Source organism: Mucilaginibacter antarcticus, from assembly GCF_042686155.1.
GTDB classification, from domain to species: Bacteria; Bacteroidota; Bacteroidia; order Sphingobacteriales; family Sphingobacteriaceae; genus Mucilaginibacter; species Mucilaginibacter antarcticus.
In genome coordinates, this window is record NZ_JBHUON010000006.1 from 42,084 (window position 1) to 62,829 (window position 20,746).

The 20,746-nt window shown below is 42.4% G+C and carries 22 protein-coding genes; 15 read left to right on the forward strand and 7 right to left on the reverse strand.

Going from position 1 to position 20,746, the window contains the following annotated elements; translation table 11 throughout:
- Positions 1 to 87: 87 nt before the first annotated feature.
- The 9 genes from ACFSYC_RS06860 to ACFSYC_RS06900 all read left to right on the forward strand — a co-directional run bounded on the left by ACFSYC_RS06860 (position 88) and on the right by ACFSYC_RS06900 (position 6,259).
- Positions 88 to 1,173: a Glu/Leu/Phe/Val family dehydrogenase gene (locus tag ACFSYC_RS06860; protein WP_377124901.1), complete on the forward strand. Its 1,086-nt coding sequence runs from the start codon at positions 88 to 90 to the stop codon at positions 1,171 to 1,173.
- Positions 1,174 to 1,235: 62 nt separating this feature from the next.
- On the forward strand, positions 1,236 to 2,183 hold the full coding sequence (gene nusB, locus ACFSYC_RS06865) for a transcription antitermination factor NusB (protein ID WP_377124903.1): 948 nt from the start codon (positions 1,236 to 1,238) through the stop codon (positions 2,181 to 2,183).
- A 6-nt stretch (positions 2,184 to 2,189) separates the two neighbouring features.
- Positions 2,190 to 2,600 carry a DUF1573 domain-containing protein gene (locus ACFSYC_RS06870; RefSeq protein ID WP_377124905.1) on the forward strand — a complete coding sequence of 137 codons (411 nt, stop codon included), beginning with the start codon at positions 2,190 to 2,192 and terminating at the stop codon, positions 2,598 to 2,600.
- A 7-nt stretch (positions 2,601 to 2,607) separates the two neighbouring features.
- Positions 2,608 to 2,928, forward strand: coding sequence for a preprotein translocase subunit YajC (gene yajC / locus ACFSYC_RS06875; RefSeq protein WP_377124907.1), 321 nt, complete (start codon positions 2,608 to 2,610; stop codon positions 2,926 to 2,928).
- Between the two features lie 93 nt (positions 2,929 to 3,021).
- Positions 3,022 to 3,969: a CdaR family protein gene (locus tag ACFSYC_RS06880; RefSeq protein ID WP_377124909.1), complete on the forward strand. Its 948-nt coding sequence runs from the start codon at positions 3,022 to 3,024 to the stop codon at positions 3,967 to 3,969.
- The gene (gene coaE / locus ACFSYC_RS06885) at positions 3,969 to 4,565 is read left to right on the forward strand and encodes a dephospho-CoA kinase (protein ID WP_377124911.1); all 597 of its coding nucleotides are present in this window, start codon (positions 3,969 to 3,971) and stop codon (positions 4,563 to 4,565) included. Before ACFSYC_RS06880 ends, coaE begins: the two co-directional genes overlap by 1 nt.
- 105 nt (positions 4,566 to 4,670) lie before the next feature.
- The gene (locus ACFSYC_RS06890; protein WP_377124913.1) at positions 4,671 to 5,612 is read left to right on the forward strand and encodes an MBL fold metallo-hydrolase; all 942 of its coding nucleotides are present in this window, start codon (positions 4,671 to 4,673) and stop codon (positions 5,610 to 5,612) included.
- Positions 5,613 to 5,618: 6 nt separating this feature from the next.
- Positions 5,619 to 5,777 (forward strand): DUF5522 domain-containing protein, encoded by a 159-nt coding sequence (locus tag ACFSYC_RS06895; RefSeq protein ID WP_377124915.1) that lies wholly within the window; start codon positions 5,619 to 5,621, stop codon positions 5,775 to 5,777.
- 32 nt (positions 5,778 to 5,809) lie between these two features.
- On the forward strand, positions 5,810 to 6,259 hold the full coding sequence (locus ACFSYC_RS06900) for a MarR family winged helix-turn-helix transcriptional regulator (protein WP_377124917.1): 450 nt from the start codon (positions 5,810 to 5,812) through the stop codon (positions 6,257 to 6,259).
- Positions 6,260 to 6,325: 66 nt separating this feature from the next.
- Here the strand turns inward: ACFSYC_RS06900 and ACFSYC_RS06905 are convergent, their stop codons facing one another.
- The 3 genes from ACFSYC_RS06905 to ACFSYC_RS06915 form a co-directional block, all read right to left on the reverse strand.
- Entirely contained in the window at positions 6,326 to 7,555 is a 1,230-nt protein-coding gene (locus tag ACFSYC_RS06905; protein ID WP_377124919.1) for an RNA polymerase sigma factor, read from the reverse strand.
- Positions 7,556 to 7,598: 43 nt separating this feature from the next.
- Positions 7,599 to 7,955, reverse strand: a complete 357-nt coding sequence (locus ACFSYC_RS06910; RefSeq protein ID WP_377124921.1) for a YciI family protein — start codon at positions 7,953 to 7,955, stop codon at positions 7,599 to 7,601.
- 152 nt (positions 7,956 to 8,107) lie between these two features.
- Positions 8,108 to 8,692, reverse strand: coding sequence for a phosphatase PAP2 family protein (locus ACFSYC_RS06915; protein ID WP_377124923.1), 585 nt, complete (start codon positions 8,690 to 8,692; stop codon positions 8,108 to 8,110).
- Positions 8,693 to 8,827: 135 nt separating this feature from the next.
- Here ACFSYC_RS06915 and glmM point away from each other — a divergent pair, with 135 nt between their 5' ends.
- The 3 genes from glmM to ACFSYC_RS06930 all read left to right on the forward strand — a co-directional run bounded on the left by glmM (position 8,828) and on the right by ACFSYC_RS06930 (position 11,956).
- Complete coding sequence (gene glmM / locus ACFSYC_RS06920; protein WP_377124925.1) at positions 8,828 to 10,216, forward strand: phosphoglucosamine mutase; 1,389 nt, start codon at positions 8,828 to 8,830, stop codon at positions 10,214 to 10,216.
- A gap of 78 nt (positions 10,217 to 10,294) precedes the next feature.
- Positions 10,295 to 11,431 (forward strand): cysteine desulfurase family protein, encoded by a 1,137-nt coding sequence (locus ACFSYC_RS06925; RefSeq protein WP_377124927.1) that lies wholly within the window; start codon positions 10,295 to 10,297, stop codon positions 11,429 to 11,431.
- A 243-nt stretch (positions 11,432 to 11,674) separates the two neighbouring features.
- Positions 11,675 to 11,956, forward strand: a complete 282-nt coding sequence (locus ACFSYC_RS06930; RefSeq protein ID WP_377124929.1) for a hypothetical protein — start codon at positions 11,675 to 11,677, stop codon at positions 11,954 to 11,956.
- Positions 11,957 to 12,051: 95 nt separating this feature from the next.
- Here the strand turns inward: ACFSYC_RS06930 and accD are convergent, their stop codons facing one another.
- Entirely contained in the window at positions 12,052 to 12,897 is an 846-nt protein-coding gene (gene accD / locus ACFSYC_RS06935; RefSeq protein WP_377124931.1) for an acetyl-CoA carboxylase, carboxyltransferase subunit beta, read from the reverse strand.
- 260 nt (positions 12,898 to 13,157) lie between these two features.
- On the opposite strand from accD, the gene fbaA reads away from it, so the two are divergent.
- From fbaA to ACFSYC_RS06950, 3 genes are all read left to right on the forward strand, one after another.
- Positions 13,158 to 14,237 (forward strand): class II fructose-bisphosphate aldolase, encoded by a 1,080-nt coding sequence (gene fbaA, locus ACFSYC_RS06940; protein ID WP_377124933.1) that lies wholly within the window; start codon positions 13,158 to 13,160, stop codon positions 14,235 to 14,237.
- An 89-nt stretch (positions 14,238 to 14,326) separates the two neighbouring features.
- Complete coding sequence (locus ACFSYC_RS06945) at positions 14,327 to 14,836, forward strand: low affinity iron permease family protein (protein ID WP_377124935.1); 510 nt, start codon at positions 14,327 to 14,329, stop codon at positions 14,834 to 14,836.
- The gene (locus ACFSYC_RS06950) at positions 14,796 to 15,227 is read left to right on the forward strand and encodes a GNAT family N-acetyltransferase (RefSeq protein WP_377124937.1); all 432 of its coding nucleotides are present in this window, start codon (positions 14,796 to 14,798) and stop codon (positions 15,225 to 15,227) included. Before ACFSYC_RS06945 ends, ACFSYC_RS06950 begins: the two co-directional genes overlap by 41 nt.
- Positions 15,228 to 15,384: 157 nt before the next feature.
- Here ACFSYC_RS06950 and ACFSYC_RS06955 read toward each other — a convergent pair whose 3' ends face one another.
- The 3 genes from ACFSYC_RS06955 to secDF form a co-directional block, all read right to left on the reverse strand.
- Positions 15,385 to 16,248, reverse strand: coding sequence for a hydroxymethylglutaryl-CoA lyase (locus tag ACFSYC_RS06955; RefSeq protein WP_377124939.1), 864 nt, complete (start codon positions 16,246 to 16,248; stop codon positions 15,385 to 15,387).
- A 10-nt stretch (positions 16,249 to 16,258) separates the two neighbouring features.
- Entirely contained in the window at positions 16,259 to 17,566 is a 1,308-nt protein-coding gene (locus ACFSYC_RS06960; protein WP_377124941.1) for an NAD(P)/FAD-dependent oxidoreductase, read from the reverse strand.
- Positions 17,567 to 17,725: 159 nt separating this feature from the next.
- Entirely contained in the window at positions 17,726 to 20,680 is a 2,955-nt protein-coding gene (gene secDF / locus ACFSYC_RS06965) for a protein translocase subunit SecDF (protein ID WP_377124943.1), read from the reverse strand.
- Positions 20,681 to 20,746 lie beyond the last annotated feature (66 nt).

Consider the following 20,746-nt stretch of genomic DNA (forward strand, 5'->3'; position numbering starts at 1 on the left):
GTTCTATACAAACATTCCTACTTTTCCCTATAAAAATCTTTTTTGCAATAAAAAAATACCTACTTTTGTTGCGCCTTAAAACAAGCGATGCCCTTAGCGAAAAACACCGACTCAATATTTACCCAGCTCGACGATTGCGGGCACAAGAAGGTAGTATTCTGCAGCGATCCGGATACGGGCTTGCAAGCTATTATAGCAATACACAATACTGTGCTTGGCCCCGCATTGGGCGGGGTGCGTATGTGGGCCTATAAATCAGAGTCTGAAGCGTTAAAAGATGTTTTGCGCTTATCGCGTAGCATGACCTATAAAGCAGCTATTTCTGGCCTTAATTTAGGTGGTGGCAGCGCGGTTATCATTGGCGACTCCCGCAAAGACAAAACGGAAGCGCTGATGCGTAATTTCGGTCGGTTTGTTAAAAACTTCAACGGCGAATTTATTGCAGGCGAGGACGTAGGTACCAACCTGCGCGATATGGAATACATTAAGATGGAGACCGACCACGTGGCTGGCTTGCCAGAAACCATAGGCGGTAGCGGCGATCCGGCTCCAATTGCAGCTATGGGGGTTTTTATGGGCATTAAAGCATCTGTTAAAGAAGCTTTTGGCACTGATAGCCTTACCGGAAAATCTGTTATTGTACAAGGCATAGGTCATGTTGGCGAACACCTGGTTAAATTGCTTCGCGATGAAAATGTAAAAGTTTACATCAGCGACATAAATGACGACCGTACGCGCCAGGTATCAAAAAAATATGGGGCCGAAGCCGTATCAAACAATAGTATTTTTGATATTGATGCTGATATTTATTCGCCTTGCGCCTTAGGTGGCACCATTAATACACAAACCATTAACAAGCTAAAATGCGGTATCATAGCCGGCTCGGCTAATAACCAATTAGAAGACGAGGACGTGCATGGCCAGTTATTGTTAGATAAAGGCATACTATTTGCACCCGATTACGTTATTAATGCCGGCGGTGTTATTAACTGTTATTCGGAACTGATGGGCTTTAGCAAAAAACGCTCATTGCAGCTTACCGAAAATATTTATGAAGCTACGCGCAATGTTTTGAAACTTTCTAAGGTCGAAAGTATTCCTACAATATTAGCAGCAAATAAAATTGTTGAAAAACGCCTTTCAGATATTAACAAAGTAAAATCAAGCTATTAAAGATTACATCACAATAAATTACACATTAACCGGGAATTAATTCCTAAATCGTTCTTACAACTATGTTAAACAGAAGGCACCTACGGGTAAAAGTATTACAGTCATTATACGCATATCACCAAACAGGTGCGGGTAATCTTAAACAGCAGGAGAAAAACTTATTGGCAAGCATTGACGAGGTATACGAGATGTATATCTGGATGCTGTCGCTGATATCAGAGGTGGTGGGGTATGCCGAACTTGACGCTATTGACCGCGCAAACAAACATTTGCCAACAGCAGATGACCTAAATGCCAGCCAAAAAATTTTAAGCAACACTTTTTACAAATCGCTGGGCGACAATAAGGAGTTTTTGGTTGGGTTAAAAAAGTACAAAGTAGAGTGGAATTTTGAGCCCGAATTGGTAAAAACATTATTCACTAATTTAAAGAGTTCGCCGGAGTACACCGAGTATATTACCAAAACAGATGATACTATACACTCTGACAAAGACATTATCAAATTCATTTTCAAAAAAATCATCTTAAAATCATCACTTGCCGACCAGGTTTTTGAAGAAAAGTTTATTTTTTGGCCAGTTGATAAAGATGTTTTGCAGGCGCTGATAGCTAAAACTTTTAAGAACTTTGCGTTTGAAGAGCCGGTAAAAAACAAGCTTGCCGAGGTTACAGGTAATTGGGAAGAGGACAAAGCCTTTATTATTAAATTACTGGATAATGCCGTACGTTACGATGCCGATTATCAGCAATTGATAGCTGCTAAAACCCAAAATTGGGAGCCTGAGCGTATAGCTATGATGGACACTTTGTTAATGAAAATGGCTATTGCCGAATTTGTTAACTTTAACTCTATCCCGGTAAAGGTTACTATTAACGAGTATCTGGAGATATCAAAAGAGTTTAGCACGCCAAAAAGTAATTCGTTTATAAACGGTATCTTAGACAAGATTTTAGCCGAATTGAAGGCCGAGAAAAAGATTAACAAAGTAGGAAGAGGACTAATAGAATAATCAGCAATGAAAAAACTGTTTTTAAGTGTGATACTTGCAGCCGGCTTAATGGCTTGCAATCAACCCGAGAAAAAGAAAGACGTTAAGTTTACTACCGATGGTTCTGACATTCGTTTTGACAAGGAGACCTATGATTTTGGTAAAATAAGATCAGGCGAGGTTGTATCTTACCGTTTTAAATTTACCAATACCGGCAAATCTCCCTTAATCATCAGCAACGCTACTGCTACTTGCGGCTGTACTATTCCAGAATGGCCTAAAACCCCGGTTTTGCCGGGTGATACTTCCTCAATCGCTGTAACTTTTAATAGCGCCGGTAAAACTGGCCTGCAGGATAAACAAATAAAAATAACGTCGAACGCGCAACCTGCAGAGGGCATGGTGCATGTAATTGGCGAAGTAATTACAAACAACTAATTTTAAAATGACAGCTACAATTTTATTACAAATGGGTGGGTTAGGTGGTTACAGCCAATTTTTACCTTTGGTGCTTATCATCGTCGTATTCTATTTTTTTATGATACGCCCACAGATGAAAAAGCAAAAAGATCAAAAAACTTTTGCTAACGATCTTAAAAAAGGCGATAAGATAGTAACTACAGCAGGTATCCATGGTAAAATTGCCGAAGTTGCTGAAGCTACTATATTGATTGAAACCGAAGGCGGTGGTAAGATCCGTTTCAACAAGTCGGCAGTAGCTTTAGATGAGTCGAAAGCTTTGTCTGCGCCGGTATCAACTAAGTAAGTTTAACGCAGGGCTTACAGCCAAAAGATATAATAACAAGCGGAAAGTGGAGCTAATGCTTCAAACTTTCCGCTTTTAGCTTTTTAGCTCAAAATGGCAATAATCAAACTATCAGCAACAGAGCGCAGGCGGGCATCGGTATTTATTACCTGCCTGTTGTTGGCTATTGCTGCCTGGATAATGGTAAAGTTGTCTAATACCTACAATTATAATGTTAAGGCTGTGCTTACTTATCGTAACGCGCCGCAGCGCAGGGCTTTTCATGCTCTGCAGTCCGATACCGTTAGCATTACTCAAAAAGCGACAGGTTGGCAAATCATATCTTCCAAACTTAAGCGTGATAACAGGACGTTGCGTATTGATCTGAAACGGTTAGAATATGATTCGCACGTTGTGTTAAGCTCACAGCTGCCCACCATCAATGCTAACCGGGCGGCTGATAATAAAATCATTGCTTTTAGCCCCGATACGCTTTATTTTGATTTTATGCATCGCAGTGTGCGCAGGGTTCCGGTGCAGTTGGTTAAGTCTATACAATATCAGCAGCAGTTTGGTCAATCGGGCAACATCGTTCTTAAGCCGGCTTACATTACCATTACCGGCCCTACTAATCGCATTAATAAAATAACAGCCTGGCGCACAGATTCGCTGGTGATGACGGATGTGAGCGAGAAGATTAGCGCCAGGATAAATCTGGTATCATCTACAGAGGGAAATGTCGCCATATATCCGAAGGTAGTAGAAGTCAAGGTTCCTGTTGAAGAGTTTACCGAAAAAACGGTCTTGCTGCCTGTAAAGCTGGTGGGCAATCTTGATTTTTATAATGTCAAAATTTTCCCGCAGCGGGTTAAAGTAACGTTTACCACGTCGTTAAGTAGTTTTGCTGATGTTGATGTGCCGCTTTTTGAAGCACAGGCTGATTTACACCTTTGGCGCGCCTATAACTACACCAGTCTGCCTGTTAAAGTCACCCGTTTACCTGCATTTTGTAAAGTGGTTAGTATTGAACCACGGAATGTTGATTTCATCATAAAAAAGTGATGCTTAAAATAGGGATAACCGGAAATATAGGTAGCGGCAAAACCATGGTAAGCAAGTTGTTTGAACTTTTGGGAATACCTGTCTTTTACGCTGATGTAGCGGCGAAAGACGCTATGGTTACCGATGCGGTTTTGATTGCCGGTGTAAAGGAGGCATTTAGCAATGAGGCTTATCTACCGGATGGCGCGTTAAACCGTAAATACATAGCGAATATAGTTTTTAATGACGACGCTCAGCTTGCCAGGCTTAATGCTTTAACGCATCCTGCAGTTTTTAGGGCTTTTGATGCCTGGGTGGCAGGTATAAAAGACGCGCCGTATGTAATTAAGGAAGCGGCCTTGCTGTTTGAAAGTACATCATACAAAATGTGCGATTACTCGCTGTTGGTTACCGCGCCCCTTAAGGAGCGTATAGCCCGCGTAACTAAGAGAGATGGGATAACCCGCGAACAGGTAGAAGCCCGGGAGGCAAAACAGTTTACCGAAGATAAAAAACGCCAATTAACTGATTACCTAATAGCCAACGATGAAACTGAGCTGCTGATACCACAGGTATTAAACCTGCATCAAAAGTTTTTGCAATTGGCTACACGATAAAATATTAACAATCCAAGTGTTATTTTGAGAAACGAAGCATCTGCCGTAGGGCGACGCGTGGTTTGCAGATGCTTCGCTACGCTCAAGATGACCACAGTATAACAAATGAGCATTCTAGAAGATTTTATCGTTATAAACCCTAACGGCATTTACTGTAAATACGGAGATTTTTACCTCGACCCGCAGCAGCCGGTGCAAACCGCAGTAGTATCGCACGCCCATGCAGACCATGCTGTGAGCGGCAACAAAGACGTTTATTGTACCCGGCCCACCCGCGAGTTTATGTACCTGCGTTACCACCGATCGGCCGCACAGGTGTTTAATATTGTTGACTACAATAAGTCATTTATTATTAAAGATATAACGCTAACGTTTATCCCTGCGGGCCATATGCTGGGTTCGGCAATGATATTAATGGAGTACGAGGGCGCAAGCTATCTATACACCGGTGACTACAAAATACAGGAAGATAGCACCTGCGAACCTATTGAATGGGTTAAGGCTGATGTGCTGATTACGGAAACTACTTTTGCTGATCCGAATGTTATACACCCCGACCCGGTAGAAGAGATCAAAAAGCTGAATGGCATAAAAAGTAATATCCTTTTAGGTGCCTACGGGCTGGGTAAGAGCCAACGTCTGCTAAAGATGATAAACGAATACGCTCCGCAGAAAAAAGTGCTTATACATCATAAAATAATGCCTATTAACCAGATTTACGAACGCCTGGGTATAGCTTTAGGCAAACACCAGATGTATGGCCGTAAACTAATGAAAGAGCAGCTGGAATATGTTTATATCGTTCCGCCATTTACCTTTAATAGTTATATAAAAGCTACCGGCGTGAAGCGTCTGTTTGCGTCTGGCTGGAAAAACCTGCAGGTAAACCGCGAGGATACATTATTTATATCAGACCATGTGGATTGGAACGATATTTTGCAAGCTATAAAAATGGTTAACCCTAAACAGGTATGGACATTGCATGGTAACGGCAGCTATTTAAAAGCACATATTGGTGGCGAAATAATGGTAAAAGTGCTTAACTAACGAAAATTGAAAGAGGGCGAAGATTATTATATCAACAAAGAAGGCTTACATGTGTTAACAGAAAGGTATCACCTTAAACGCGGTTATTGCTGCGAGAACGGCTGCATGCATTGCCCGTGGAATTACGGAAAAGGTGCAGATGTTGACATTTCAGAGAAAAAATAAACATATTTGTAATCTTTGATCAAAATTAGTTTATGCGGATAGACGACGAAATACAAAGCTCAAAATTTGAGGATAACTACCAAAAGGTGGTCATCAACATCGCGTATACCGAAGGTTGGTTAAAAAACACCCTGAACTGCCATTTTGAAAAACATAACTTAACACAGCAGCAGTTTAATATTTTACGTATTTTAAGAGGGCAATACCCGAAACCGGCCACTGTTAACCTGCTAAAAGAACGCATGATTGATAAAATGAGCGATGCATCGCGCATTGTTGATCGTCTGGTTCAAAAAGATATGATAACCCGCTGTACTAATAATAAAGACCGCCGTGCGGTAGATATCCGCATCAGCGAAAAAGGGCTGGAGGTACTTGCTGTAATGGATAGAGAGTTTAAGACTAAAGATCTCCTTCAAAAAAATCTAACGCTTGAAGAGGCTGGTCAGTTAAGCGATTTGCTTGATAAGTTAAGAGGATAGTTGACTTCGGAATTTCGATTTGTCCTGTAACTTATTCTTCCGTACGGTTGGCGCGTTATCCTGGTTTTAAATACAAAGACCGCTTATCTTATTCTTAATAAGCGTTTTATCTGCGCCTGTTTTTGCAAATAATAATGCTTGCTCAAAATTGTGCCTGGCCTGTTGTTTATCCAATCCAGTATAAAGCTCGCCCAATAAAACGTAGTAGAACTGGTTGCCTGTTAGGTGTAATTTTTCCGCTTCTGCAATAGCCTGAATATTGCCCTTAACTTTAGCCAAGACATATAACCGGTTTAACGCGGCCATGGGCGAATATGCTAATTGCACAAGTTGATCATACAACCCTAATACGGTTTGCCATTTTTGCATGTTATCCGGTTTTTGAGTGCGCCAATAGGCAATAGTGGCTTCAATATGATACTTAGACAAATCTGTGCCGGTTGCGGCGCAGTTTAAAAAGTAAACACCTTTGCTAATCAGGTCCGTATCCCAAAGGGTAGTGTCTTGGTCCTCATACAAAATATGTTCGCCGTTTTTGTTTACCCGCGCCTCAAATCGCGAAGCATGAAAACACATTAGCGATAGCAGTGCGTTTACTGCGGGCTTGTTGGTCTGCTGGTTTTCAACAAGCATGGTGCACAATCGCATAGCTTCCAAACAAAGGTCTTTGCGTAACGTGTTATTACTGCTTAGAGAATAATATCCCTCGTTAAATAATAAATATATGGTAGTTAAAACTGGGGCAAGGCGCTGGTCAATTTCCCGATCGTTTGGTATTTCTATGTTGATCTTTTCCTCCCTTAGTCTTTCCCTTGCACGGTATAGCCGCTTGCTAATCGTTTCTTTATTGGATAAAAAAGCATCAGCAATCTCATCTATCCCAAATCCACAGAGTATACGTAGCGATAACCCTATTTGCGCTTCGGGTGCAATAGCAGGGTGACAAATAGCAAACATCATTTGCAGCTGGCTGTCGTTTATGTTTTGCGGCGATAGGTCTATGTCCGTTTCGTAAAACTGTGGTGTGGCATTTACCAGTTCGGGCGATATTTTGCCATAGAACAAGCTGTTGCGTTGCAAATGGTTTTTCGCTTTGTTTTTTGCAACGTTGTACAGCCAGGCAGTAGGGTTAGGTGGCAGGCCTTTTATTCCCCAGGTGTGTGCGGCGGTAACAAAGGTGTCACTGGCCAGGTCCTCTGCAATTTCTATTTGCCCAAACCCAAAATGACGACAGAGTACCGAAACTATCTTCCGGTACTCTGTCCTGAATAAATGGGGGATAATTTCCTGATCCATATTTAAACAAGGCTACACCATGTGTATGCTTCTAACAGTCGGTTTAATGTACCCCGTCACCTTTAGCCAGCAGGCGCACCTCAATGGTGTTGCCTTCGCCTTGTAAAACAGGGCTGCCTTTTGCAAATTCTGCAGCTTCATCGGCCGAGTTAGCTTTCACTATCACGTAGCCGCCCAGAGTTTCTTTAATTTCGCCAAAAGGGCCATTGGTTACCACTTTGTCGTGGTGTACAACTTTAGCGTCAGCAAATAGTAAACCATTGCCTTTGCCCTCAAAATGGCCTTTGGCAGCAAGGGCGTTTAGCCAATCCATGGTTTGCTGCATCCACTGTTGCATTTGTTCAGGCGAGGCCGTTTTGCTGCCGTCCTGGTGCCTGAAAATTAACATGTACTCGTTCATTTCTTTGATGTTTTAAATGTTACCGTATAATTGAACTATACCGATATATCAAATGAGAATTGAGATAATGGACAAAGTACAATAAAAAAATAAATGATATTACAGGAGTGTAGTTACCATTAGCAAGTGCTAATTTATATGCGCTAACAAACTTAACGTGGGTTATGCTGGTTTATAAAATGAGGATCGATCTTTCTAAAGATCCAATAAAACGACAAACCCACCAGTGTGCCGTAAATCGCTCCGGTAGCAACATCTACAGGATAGTGCACCCCAACATAAACCTGGGCAAAGCAAATAGCTGCAGCCCAACCTAATAAGGTTGGTAATACCCATTTATAACGCCTGTAAAACACAGCACTTAAAAATACCGCGATAGCAAAATGATCGCTGGCATGAGTAGAGGGGAAGCTGTAGCCCGTTCCGCATGGCACGCGGCTTACAATGGTTGCCGCCATAGCGGGATCATTGCATGGGCGCACTCGTTTGTAAGCTGATTTGATGATGGTAGCGCTGCCAAAATCGGCAAGGCCAAACGTCAAAGCAAGCAACACTATGATGATTAACCCCGGCTTTTTATATCGCCAAAGGCAAAAAACAAAAATGAAAACATATAGCGGAATCCATACCAACCTGTTGCGCAGCACCGGCATCAGCACGTCAAAAAAGGCATTGCCTAAGTCGTGGTTAATGAAGTGAAAAAGTTGCCGGTCAAGTTGCAGCAGGTAATCTGGCATAGCGTGCTTTGTTGCCGTAAATATATAAATATTCAACCGGCATGCCATCAATCTCAATTATTCAATATTAACCCAATTTCATTAATCGTTCACTTAATATCCGTATTTTAGCGGCATCACTTATCAGATAATATTTTGACTTTAATAAAATCAATCTCAGGCATACGCGGTACTATTGGTGGTGCTGCAGGCGATGGTTTAACACCATTTGATATCGTAAAATTCACTTCGGCCTATGGCGCATGGGCTGTTAAAAAGTCCGGCATAAAAAAGATTGTTGTTGGTCGCGATGCCCGGATATCCGGCAGCATGGTAAATAATATTGTTACCGGCACCCTCATGGGTTTGGGTATTGATGTGGTTGATATTGGCCTGTCAACAACACCGACAGTAGAAATTGCTGTTCCGCTTGAAAAAGCTGCGGGTGGTATCATCCTTACCGCCAGCCATAATCCAAAACAATGGAATGCCCTTAAGCTATTAAATGCCGATGGTGAGTTTATTAGCGATACTGACGGTAAAGAGGTTTTAGAAATAGCTGAAAGCAGTGATTTTACGTACGCTGATGTTAATTTATTAGGTAAAGTAACTTTTGACGATAGCTATCTGCAAAAACATATAGACCAGATATTGGCCTTGCCATTGGTTGATGTTGCTGCTATTGCAGCTGCAAATTTTAAGGTTGTTATTGATTGCGTAAACTCAACAGGCGGTATTTTTGTACCGGCATTGTTAGCGCAATTAGGTGTTAAAACCGTACATAAACTATTCTGCGAGCCGGATGGCGAGTTTCCGCATAACCCGGAGCCGCTTCCTGAAAATTTGTTAGCGCTATCAAAAGAAGTTACCGCCAAACAAGCAGACATGGGCATAGCCGTAGACCCGGATGTTGATCGCTTGTGCTTTGTGAATGAAGATGGTAATGTTTTTGGCGAGGAGTACACACTTGTTGCGGTTGCTGATTATATCTTGAAAAACAAAAAAGGGAATACGGTTTCAAACTTGTCATCTACCCGCGCCCTGCGCGATGTTACCGAAGAGGCCGGTGGCGAATACCACGCGGCTGCAGTAGGTGAGGTTAATGTTGTAAATAAAATGAAAGAAGTAGGCGCAGTAATTGGCGGCGAGGGTAATGGCGGGGTGATCTATCCCGAACTGCACTACGGCCGCGACGCGCTGGTTGGTATAGCTTTGTTTTTAACACATCTGGCTAAATATGGTAAGCCTATATCGCACCTTCGTGCATCGTACCCTAACTATTTTATTTCAAAAAATAAGATAACGCTTACACCCGAGATGGATATTGACGCTTTATTGTTAAAGGTGGAAGAGAAATACAAAGACCAGCCACACTCAACTATCGATGGTTTGAAAATCGAGTTTGACAAGCAGTGGGTGCATCTTCGCAGGTCTAATACAGAGCCAATAATCCGTATCTATTCAGAAGGTAATTCTGAAACTGTGGCTAACAACTTGGCAAACAAGATTATTGCAGACATAAAAGAAATTTTGAAACTGAATTAATTGAATCGATTGAGGGTAGGGAGTCGCTAACCATTATCAGCCCTCAATCACTAATTCACTCATTAAAATAGTTAACTGATGAAGATTTATCTTGATAATGCTGCAACCACACCGTTGGATGCAGAAGTAATGAAAGTAATGTATAGTGCGATGGAAAGCACTTATGGTAATCCTTCGTCTATACATGCGCATGGCCGCGAGGCCAGGTCGCTTATAGAGCGGGCGCGTAAAACCATCGCTAACTTACTACATGCGTCGCCTGCCGAGATATTTTTTACCAGCAGTGGCACCGAGGCTGATAATATGGCTATCCGTTGCGGAATAGTGGATAATGGCATCACTCACGCTATTACTACCCATATTGAGCATCACGCCGTTGTACACACGCTTGAAGCTATGGAGAAGGCCGGCACCATTAAACTAAGTTTTTTAGATGTAGACAGCAAAGGCAACATTGACTTTGACCAGCTTGAGCAATTACTGCAAGACAACCCGCGCACATTTGTATCGCTAATGCACGCCAATAATGAAATAGGCACCCTTACGGACATTGAACGTCTAGGCGATCTTTGCGAGCACTATAACGCCATTTTTCATTGCGATACGGTCCAAACCATGGGCCATTTCCCCCATGATCTGGGTAAGCTTAAAGTGCATTTCCTGGTATCGGCGGCACATAAATACCATGGCCCAAAAGGGGTAGGCTTTTTGCACATCAGCCACAAAATAAAAATCAAACCGCTGATATACGGGGGCGCACAGGAGCGTAACATGCGCGGTGGTACTGAAAATGTTTACGGTATTGTTGGTATGGCAAAAGCGCTTGAGTTGGCCTATGCTGATATGGAGCAACACCGCGCTTATATCCAGGGCCTTAAAGATTATCTGAAAGAACAATTGATAGAAAATATCCCCGGTGTTGAGTTTAACGGCGAAACCGGCGAGGATAAGAGCCTTTACACTGTACTAAATGTTTCATTTCCTGAGACAGACATGGCCGATATGTTGCTGTTTAATTTGGATATTGCAGGTATATCGGCATCTGGTGGCAGCGCCTGTAGCTCGGGTACCGATATTGGGTCGCATGTGCTTACGGGTATTGGTGCCAGCAGCACCCGGCCGTCTGTAAGGTTCTCGTTTTCAAAATACAATACTAAAGAAGAGCTTGATTTTGTGGTAAATAAGGTACGTGGGCTGTTTATGGTAAACGCGTAGATCTTCTTTACACACCAACGCGTCATTTCGAGGAACGAAGCAATCTCTCTTAGTACATTCAAAGGCGGAGCCATTAGCGAAGCGTGGGAAGTTCTCGTATCCAGGTTGTACACATGGATTAGCATGAGTGAACTGCTTCGTTCGTCGCAATGACGAAGTATTGTTTGTTAATTATTTTTCTTTTGAAGAAAATACTGGCACGGTTTTCGGTACTTTATTATTATCTACTAAATAATAAAACCTATGAACATTAACAATCAAAATTCCGGAGACGGTAACCGACCAGAAGAAAGTCCAGAAAGACGCCAAACCGAACAAGAAGGTTCAGGTTATACACCGCAGCGCGAGCAGCAACAACAAGATAACGGTAGCGATGGTTCGTACAGCGAACAAAACGATGTTACCCCACCAAATCAAAAAGAGTTCCCGAAAGAAGGACCGGGTCACACCGACTTTTCCAGCCGTCCGCAAGGCCGTACCACCGGCCGAATGGTAGGACATGAACCGGGTACTGAAGGTATGTAGGCGCTTTATCTGTCAGCCACCAAACTTAGGAGGCAGACTATAATAAAAAAGGTGGACGTTTTGCGTCCACCTTTTTTATTATTTGGTATATGATACTAGTTATTCATCATTTTTAAGAAAGCTGATAATTCATCTTTCATTTCGCGGCGATCTACAATAAAGTCAAGGAAACCGTGCTCTTGCACAAACTCTGCCGTTTGGAAACCTTTAGGCAGATCCTTTTTAATTGTTTCTTTAATAACCCGCGGACCGGCAAAGCCTATCAAGGCCCCTGGTTCAGCAATGTTAATATCGCCCAACATGGCATATGATGCCGTTACGCCGCCGGTAGTCGGGTCTGTTAGTAAAGAGATATAAGGCACTTTAGCCTGCGACAGTAAAGCCAACTTTGCCGAAGTTTTAGCCATCTGCATTAAAGAGAAAGCCGCCTCCATCATACGCGCACCACCTGACTTTGAAATCATCAGGAAGGGTACTTTATGCTCAATAGCGTAATCAATCGATCGGGCTATCTTCTCACCCACTACAGAACCCATCGAGCCACCTATAAAGGTGAAATCCATACAGGCAATTACCAGGTCCTGCCCGTTTATTTTACCAACACCAGCACGTATAGCATCTTTTAAACCCGTCTTAAACTGGGTTTCGGTTATACGATCAGTGTATTTTTTTGAGTCGGTAAACTGCAGGGGGTCGCCCGATGTCAGGTCAGCGTTCAGTTCAATAAATTCGTTGTTGTCAAACAATACAGAAAAGTATTCTTTTGAACCAATACGTAAGTGGTAGCCGCAATAGTGGCAAACGTATTGATTTTCAACCTGCTCAGTGTAGTGTAGTGGTTTTTTGCATTGAGGGCACTTGTTCCAGATGCCATCGGGTGCTTCTTTCTTTTCCTCAGTGGTCGTAATTATCCCTTTGATCTCACGTTTAAACCAAGCCATATCTATGTCTAAATCTTTCAATACGCAAAGAAACGAATTATTTTGGTAGATGTTTGCTCTATTTTATAGAAACAAGAATCATAAAGCAACAAACAAGAGGTTAGTCGGCTTTTAGCTATCAACGAACCTTCAAAACATCTTCGATCATGATTGTTCATTCTCGCTCTTCTCTCTTGACTCTACAAAACCCATTACTTTTGTAGACATTTATTTTCGTAACGAGCATAATTTTTTTACCTTCGGGACCCAAACTAAATGCAATGGATTTAAAAAGTTATAAAGGAGTTTTGCACGGCGACCAAGTGCAGGAACTATTTGAAGCAGCTAAAAAGCACCAATTTGCTTTACCTGCGGTAAACGTTATTGGTACTAACACTATCAACGCTGTATTAGAAACTGCAAAGGCTGTTAATTCGCCTGTAATTATTCAGTTCTCTCATGGTGGCGCCCAGTTTTATGCTGGTAAATCATTAGACAACGCGCAACTGCAAGCTTGTATTTTAGGTGCAGTATCAGGTGCTAAGCACGTACATTTATTGGCCGAGCATTATGGTGTTGCTGTTATTTTACACACAGACCACGCTGCCAAAAAATTGTTACCATGGATTGATGGCTTGTTAGAGCACGGCGAGAAATTCTTTGCTGAAACCGGCAAACCTTTGTTCTCATCGCACATGCTTGACCTTTCTGAAGAGTCGTTAGAAGAAAATATTGAAATATCTGCTAAATACCTTGCGCGCATGGCCAAATTGGGCATGACCCTTGAAATTGAGCTGGGTGTAACCGGTGGCGAAGAAGACGGTGTTGATAACAGCGATGTTGACAGCTCACGTTTATATACCCAACCCGAAGAAGTTTCTTACAGCTACGAAAACTTATTAAAAGTTAGCCCGCGCTTTACTGTTGCTGCTGCTTTTGGTAATGTACATGGCGTATACAAACCGGGTAACGTTAAGTTACAGCCGGTTATTTTACATAACTCTCAAGAGTACGTTAAACAGAAATTTAACCTTACTGAAGAAAAACCTATCAACTTTGTATTCCACGGTGGATCAGGTTCAAGCCAGGAAGAAATTCGCGAGGCTATTAGCTACGGCGCTATCAAAATGAACATTGATACTGATATGCAATGGGCTTACTGGGAAGGTATTAAAGATTACTACCAATCAAAAGAAGGTTATCTGCAAGATCAAATTGGCAACCCTGAAGGTGCCGATTCGCCAAACAAAAAGTACTATGATCCACGCGTATGGTTACGTAAAGGCGAAGAGAACTTTGTTAAGCGTTTAAAAGTTGCTTTCGAAGATTTGAATTGCATAAACGCAACTGATAGATTATAATATAAGCGCAACTTAAATATACAAAGCGCCGATGTGAAAACATTGGCGCTTTTTTTTGGTTATAAATCGATATTAAAAGATTGATTTATATGGCCGCTAAAAAAAAGACCAACTTCTTTGAAAAATTTTCTAATTGGGCTACGGCCGCCACGGGCAGTTCCACCGCATTTATCACTGCTATAAGCGTCATCATTATTTGGGGAGTAACCGGTCCCATATTCGATTATTCAGACACCTGGCAGCTCATCATCAACACAGGAACTACAATTATTACCTTTTTAATGGTGTTCCTGATCCAGAAATCGCAAAATAAAGATTCAAAGGCAATTCATTTAAAACTAAACGAACTACTGGCATCGCATCAGGGCGCAAGCAATCGTATGGTTGATATTGAGGATCTTACTGAAACTGAACTTGACCAGCTGCATAAGTTTTACGTGCAATTGTCTGATCTGGCAGAGGAGGAGGACGACCTAACCCGCACACATTCCATTGATGCTGCCGAAGAAAATCATAACTTTAAGCTTTCAAACAACAAAACAAAAAAGCATTACACCGATGCCCGAAACAAAAAAGATAGTGGTAAACCGAATAAGTGATCAGGAAAACCTTGATAAAGTATTTGCCATACGCCGCGAAGTTTTTGTAGGCGAACAAAATTGCCCTCCGGAGTTGGAGTGGGAGCACGAAGAAGAATCTACCCACTTTTTGGCCACGGTTGATGGTCAGCCCGCCGGTGCCGCCCGCTGGCGCAAAACGGATAACGGCTACAAGCTGGAACGTTTTGCTGTATTAAAACAATTTAGAGGGCAGGGTGTGGCGCAGGCAATTGTTGGCGCTGTTTTGGCAGATTTGCCTGCTGATGCTAATTACATTTATCTAAATGCTCAAATACAAGCCATGAGCCTGTATCAAAAGTTTGGGTTCGTTGCCGAGGGGCCACAGTTTGAAGAAGCGGGGATACAGCATTTTAAAATGGTAAAGAGGTAAACTAGTAACCATCATATCATTGCGGAGAACGAAGCAATCTCTACTTAGGACACCCAATATTTTTAGGTACCATTTACAGTTGAAATCCTGTCAAAAATCTTCTTACTGATTAGCGTAGGTAGGTTTTATTTGCGCCTTTCAGTGATGACGAAGAAAATTAAGCAGTAAACACCCGATCAGCAAATGCCAACGCTTCCTTCAATCTATCCAAATTAAGCCCGTGTAAGGCGTTTTGTGGTTTAAGGCAATCTATTAAGTTTTCTGTGGCGATATTGCCTGTAAGGTCATCATTGGCCATCGGGCAGCCACCGTAGCCTTTTAATGCGCTGTCAAAACGGCGACAACCACTTTGGTAGGCGGCTTCTATCTTTACCAAGGCGGTTTCAGGAGTACTGTGCAGGTGTAAGCCAAATTCTGTTTTTGGGAACCGTTTGGTGAGCGGGGGATAGATGGAGCTGATCTGATCCGGCGTGGCTATGCCGATGGTGTCAGACAAGGCAACGATGCCGATGCCTTCATCTACCAGTTTTTCGGTCCACCGCTCAATGATCTCTATACTCCATTCATCGCCGTAAGGATTGCCAAAACCCATAGAAAGATAAACCAACAAATCTTTATTATTTGCGGTACATAAGGCTTTTACTTTTTTAACCGTATCAAACGCATCAGCAATAGTTGTATTTGTATTACGCATTTGGAAGCCCTCTGAGATAGAAAAGGGGTAGCCAAGGTAAGTTATCGCCTCGTGGCGACAAGCCTCCTCTGCGCCCCTTAAATTGGCTACTATGGCCAATAATTTTGATTGCGTGTTGCTCAAGTCAAGTTTACTTAACACTTCGGCAGTATCCCGTAACTGCGGAATGGCTTTGGGGGATACAAAGCTTCCAAAATCTATCGTATCAAAACCTACCTGCAAAAGCAGGTTAATATATTCGGCCTTAATATCCGTTGGCACAAAATGCGAAAGCCCCTGCATGGCATCGCGGGGGCATTCGGTTAGTTTTATTTGTTGATCGGCCATTACATGCAATTTAGTCAGCTTTGGCCACTTGTTCGTCTTTTTTAGGTAATTCTTCCGGTTTAAACCTGCGGATGATAATGCGGGCGCCACCGTTGTTTGCCAGGTAATTGCTTATCCAGTTTATAAACACAATCACCTTATTGCGGAAACCAAGCAACGATATCAGGTGAACAAACATCCAGATCAACCATGCAAAAAAGCCCTGGAACTTGATCTTACCTAAATCGGCAATAGCTTTATTACGGCCTATGGTGGCCAATGATCCTTTATCGTTGTAAACAAACGGTTCGGTTGGTTCGCCGTTTATCAGTTTAATAAGGTTTTGGCCAACCAACTTTCCCTGCTGTATAGCAACCTGCGCAACACCGGGGTGCCCCTTCGGTGTCTCCTCGCTTATCATGGCGGCTACATCGCCTATGGCAAAAACATTTTCAAAGCCTTTAATACGGTTAATGCTATCTACAGATATCCGGTTACCACGCTCAATTACATCTTTACTTAATCCTTCGGGCACTACGCCCATTACGCCGGCGCTCCATATCACATTTTTGGTTTTTATGGTTTTGCCGCCTTCAAACTTTATCTCTTCGCCATCGTAACTCTCTACCTTAACATTCAGCAACACTTCAACACCCATGTCAACCAAAAACCTTTTAGCAGCTGCAGATCCTTCGTCAGAGAATGGCCCCAGTACTTTGGGTAAAAAGTCTACCAGGTAAACTTTCATGTGCTCTTTTTGCAAATCAGGATAATCCCTTGTCAGGATATGGTTACGCAGCTCGGCAAGCGAGCCGGCAAGCTCAACACCGGTAGGCCCGGCACCAACCAATACAAATGACAAGTAGGGTTCGCGTTCTTCCTTTGTTTTTTTTAATGATGCTTGCTCAAAGTTTTGCAGTATCAGGTAACGCAGATTCAATGCTTCGGGTATTGATTTCATCGGCATAGCGTAACGCTCAATTTCTTTATTGCCAAAAAAATTGGTGGTTGAGCCTGTGGCTATTACCAAGTAATCATAGGCTATGTCGCCAATGTCAGACTTCACAATATTCCGCTCTGTGTCAACGCCCGATACTTCGGCAATACGGAACCGGAAATTTTTTTGTCCGGCAAAATTTTTCCGCAAAGAAAACGCAATCGACTCACACTCTAAACTACCCGTAGCAACCTGGTACAACAAAGGTTGAAACGTATGATAGTTATGCTTATCAAGCATTAAAACCTCAACTGGTTTGTCTGCCAACTGCTTGGCAACTTCAAGGCCGGCAAAGCCGCCGCCTATGATAACTACTTGCGGAAATTTTGATTTTTCAGACATGGTGTAAAAATAACACTAAGTATTTATATTCTGCTTTTTTGTTATGCCGAATTGACAGATCAAAGACATAAGAAGCTGCTTTAGCTTGCAGATATAGATTAAACAAAAAAGGCTCCAAATGTTCTTGGGAGCCTTTTAATATTTAATGATTTATTGTTATTATTTCAAATCTTTCTTTCCAAAGTCGATGATTACCGGGGTTGCAACACAAATTGACGAATATGTACCAAAGATGGTACCAATTAGCAACGCGAATGAGAAACCACGTAATACGTCGCCACCGAAGATGAACAAGATCACTAACACGAAGATACAAGTTAACGAAACGATAACGGTACGGCTTAATGTGCTATTGATAGCATTATTGATAACCTCCTCTGGTTTGTCTGAACTAGAGTGGTGTAAGTGTAAGAACTCGCGGATCCGGTCAAACACAACTACCGTATCATTAATTGAGTAGCCTATTACGGTCAACAACGCGGCAATAAACGCCTGGTCTATCTCTAAAAATGGAACAACGTTTTTGAACAATGTATAGAACGACAATACCATCAAAGCATCGTGTGCTGTAGCAACCATTGCCGCAAAACTAAAGTGCCATTTACGGAAACGCACCAAGATGTAAGCTGAGATGACCAAAATTGCAAATACAATTGTCCACACTGCTGATTTTTTTAAACCATCGGCAATAGTAGCCTGCACTTTTTGCGATGCAAGAATATTTGCTTTGGTAGCGTGGGTTACTTCTTTTTTGTTTAATGCTGTTAACAGAACATCCTGAACCTTAGCATCAGCTGTAGTTGATGGGTCTTCGATCAGGTAATTAGTAGTTACGCTGATTTTGTCTTTACCTAAAGTTTTAACCTGGGTACCACGTCCCAAATCGCCTTCAACGGCGCTACGTACGTCCTCAACAGTCGCGTTCGTATTTTCAAAACGCATAGTGTAAGTACGGCCGCCCTCAAAGTCTACACCGTAGTTGAAGCCTTGAGTAAACATTGAAATGATACCGGCAAGAATAAATATGCCCGAGAAAATGTAGAATTTCGAACGGTTTTTAACAAAAGCATAGTTGGCGTTTTTAAAAGTATTAGCGCTCCATGGGTTTGAAAATTTAATGTCCCAGCCATTGTCAATCATCCACTCAAATATTAACCTTGAAATTAATAATGAACAGAACAATGAAGTGATAATACCGATCATCAACGTGGTCGCAAACCCTTGAATAGGGCCGCTGCCGAAGATGAATAGGATTAAACCAGTTAAGAAAGTACTAATGTTAGCATCTAAAATTGACGATAAAGCATGTTTAAAACCATCGGCAACGGCAAGGCGGATAGATTTACCTAAGGCAAGCTCTTCGCGCACACGCTCATAGATCAATACGTTGGCATCAACCGATAAAGCGAATAATAACACGATACCTGCAACGCCAGGCAAGGTTAACACAGCACGCAGGCTGGTTAATATACCCATCAGGAAGAACACGTTTACAATTACTGCAACCACCGCTACAGTACCGGCGCGGTTGTAGTAAGCTATCATAAATACCAATACAACAATGAAACCTAATATACATGACATTAAGCCATCATCAATTGATTGCTGACCTAATGACGGGCCTACAACGTCCTCGCCAACAATACGGGCAGGAGCAGGTAAACGGCCGGCTTTTAATACGTTGGCTAAATCTTTAGTGTCTTCAATTTGGTAGTTACCAGATATTGAAGATACACCGCCGGCAATTTCGTTCTGTACGTTTGGCGCAGAGTAAACATTATCATCCAACACAATGGCGATAGCTTTTTTACCCTGAGCAGCTTCTGCCGTTACCGCGCGCCATTTCTCGGCACCTTGCGAGTTCATTACCATTCTAACCTCTGGGCTGCCTTTTTGGTCAACGTCGCTGCTGGCGTCATTGATCACGTCGCCGGTTAATACCGGTCCGTTTTCGGCACCTGCAAGTTTCAGGGCATATAACTCAAATATTTTGCTTTTGTCCATTGGCTTAACACCCCATGCAAATTTAATGTTGCGTGGTAATGAAGCCTGTACATCAGGGCTGCGTAAGTAGCCGTTAACCTTAGCCGTATCTTTTTGTGCAGACCAGCCTACAATCGGTCCCGGGCGTAATTGCTGTTGGCCGTTTTGGTCCTGGTAAGTTGGCAGTTGTAAAATGTTGAACAAGGGGTGAGCAGCAGTTGATTTTGATTTTGCAGAAAGCGAAGTGTCTTTAGCTGCATTTTTTTCAACCTTGTTTAACAAAGCCAGATCGCCTTTTTTAGCGGCAGTGTCTTGTTTTACGGCCGCGGCAGCAACTTTTGCAGTATCGGCAGTGCCGGTTTTGCTTTTTGCAGCAAGTATGTTGTCAACGTTAGTAAACATTGGATACACGTCTTGCACCTCAAAAGTTTGATAAAACTCAAGCTTTGCAGAACCTGATAGTAGTTTACGCACACGCTCCGGCTCTTTAACGCCTGGTAGCTCAATCAATATACGGTTTGTATTAGCCTCTAACTGGATGTTAGGCTGTGTTACGCCAAATTGATCTATACGGGTGTTTAAAACCGTGAACGACTGCTTAACGGCAACGTTAGCCTGATCTTTCAGGTATTTCTCAACCTCGCTGTTTGTCGCGTTAAATTTCAGGCTAGCCTGATTGTCTTTGGTCGAAAAGATGGCGGCTAATTTGCCATTGGGCGCCAATTTCTCATACTCGTTGACAAACAAAGTAATGTAGTCGCTTTGGCTGGTTTTAGTATCAGCAGTAGCTCTAACCAGGGCTTCGTTAAAAGCAGGGTCAGGGTTATTGTTCGATAATGCCTTTACCAGCTCTGCCAACGAGATTTGCATGGTAACGTTCATGCCACCTTTTAGGTCAAGGCCAAGTGCCAGCTCCCTGTCTAAGCAATACTGATAAGTATGGCCAAAAATAGGATATACCGGTGCCGAGGCAACAGAATCTAAATAAGATTTAAGTTTAGTAGTATCGCCTTTTGCATATGCTGCAGCATCCCGCTCAACTTTGTGTGCTACCCATGTAAACGAAAGCTGGTAGATGCACACTATCGCTAGTACTATGGCGAAAAATTTAATAACCCCTTTACCTTGCATTGTAAATAAAATATGTAATTAGTTAGTTTATAAGCATTTTAAACAAGACGGCAAATCTAACAAAAT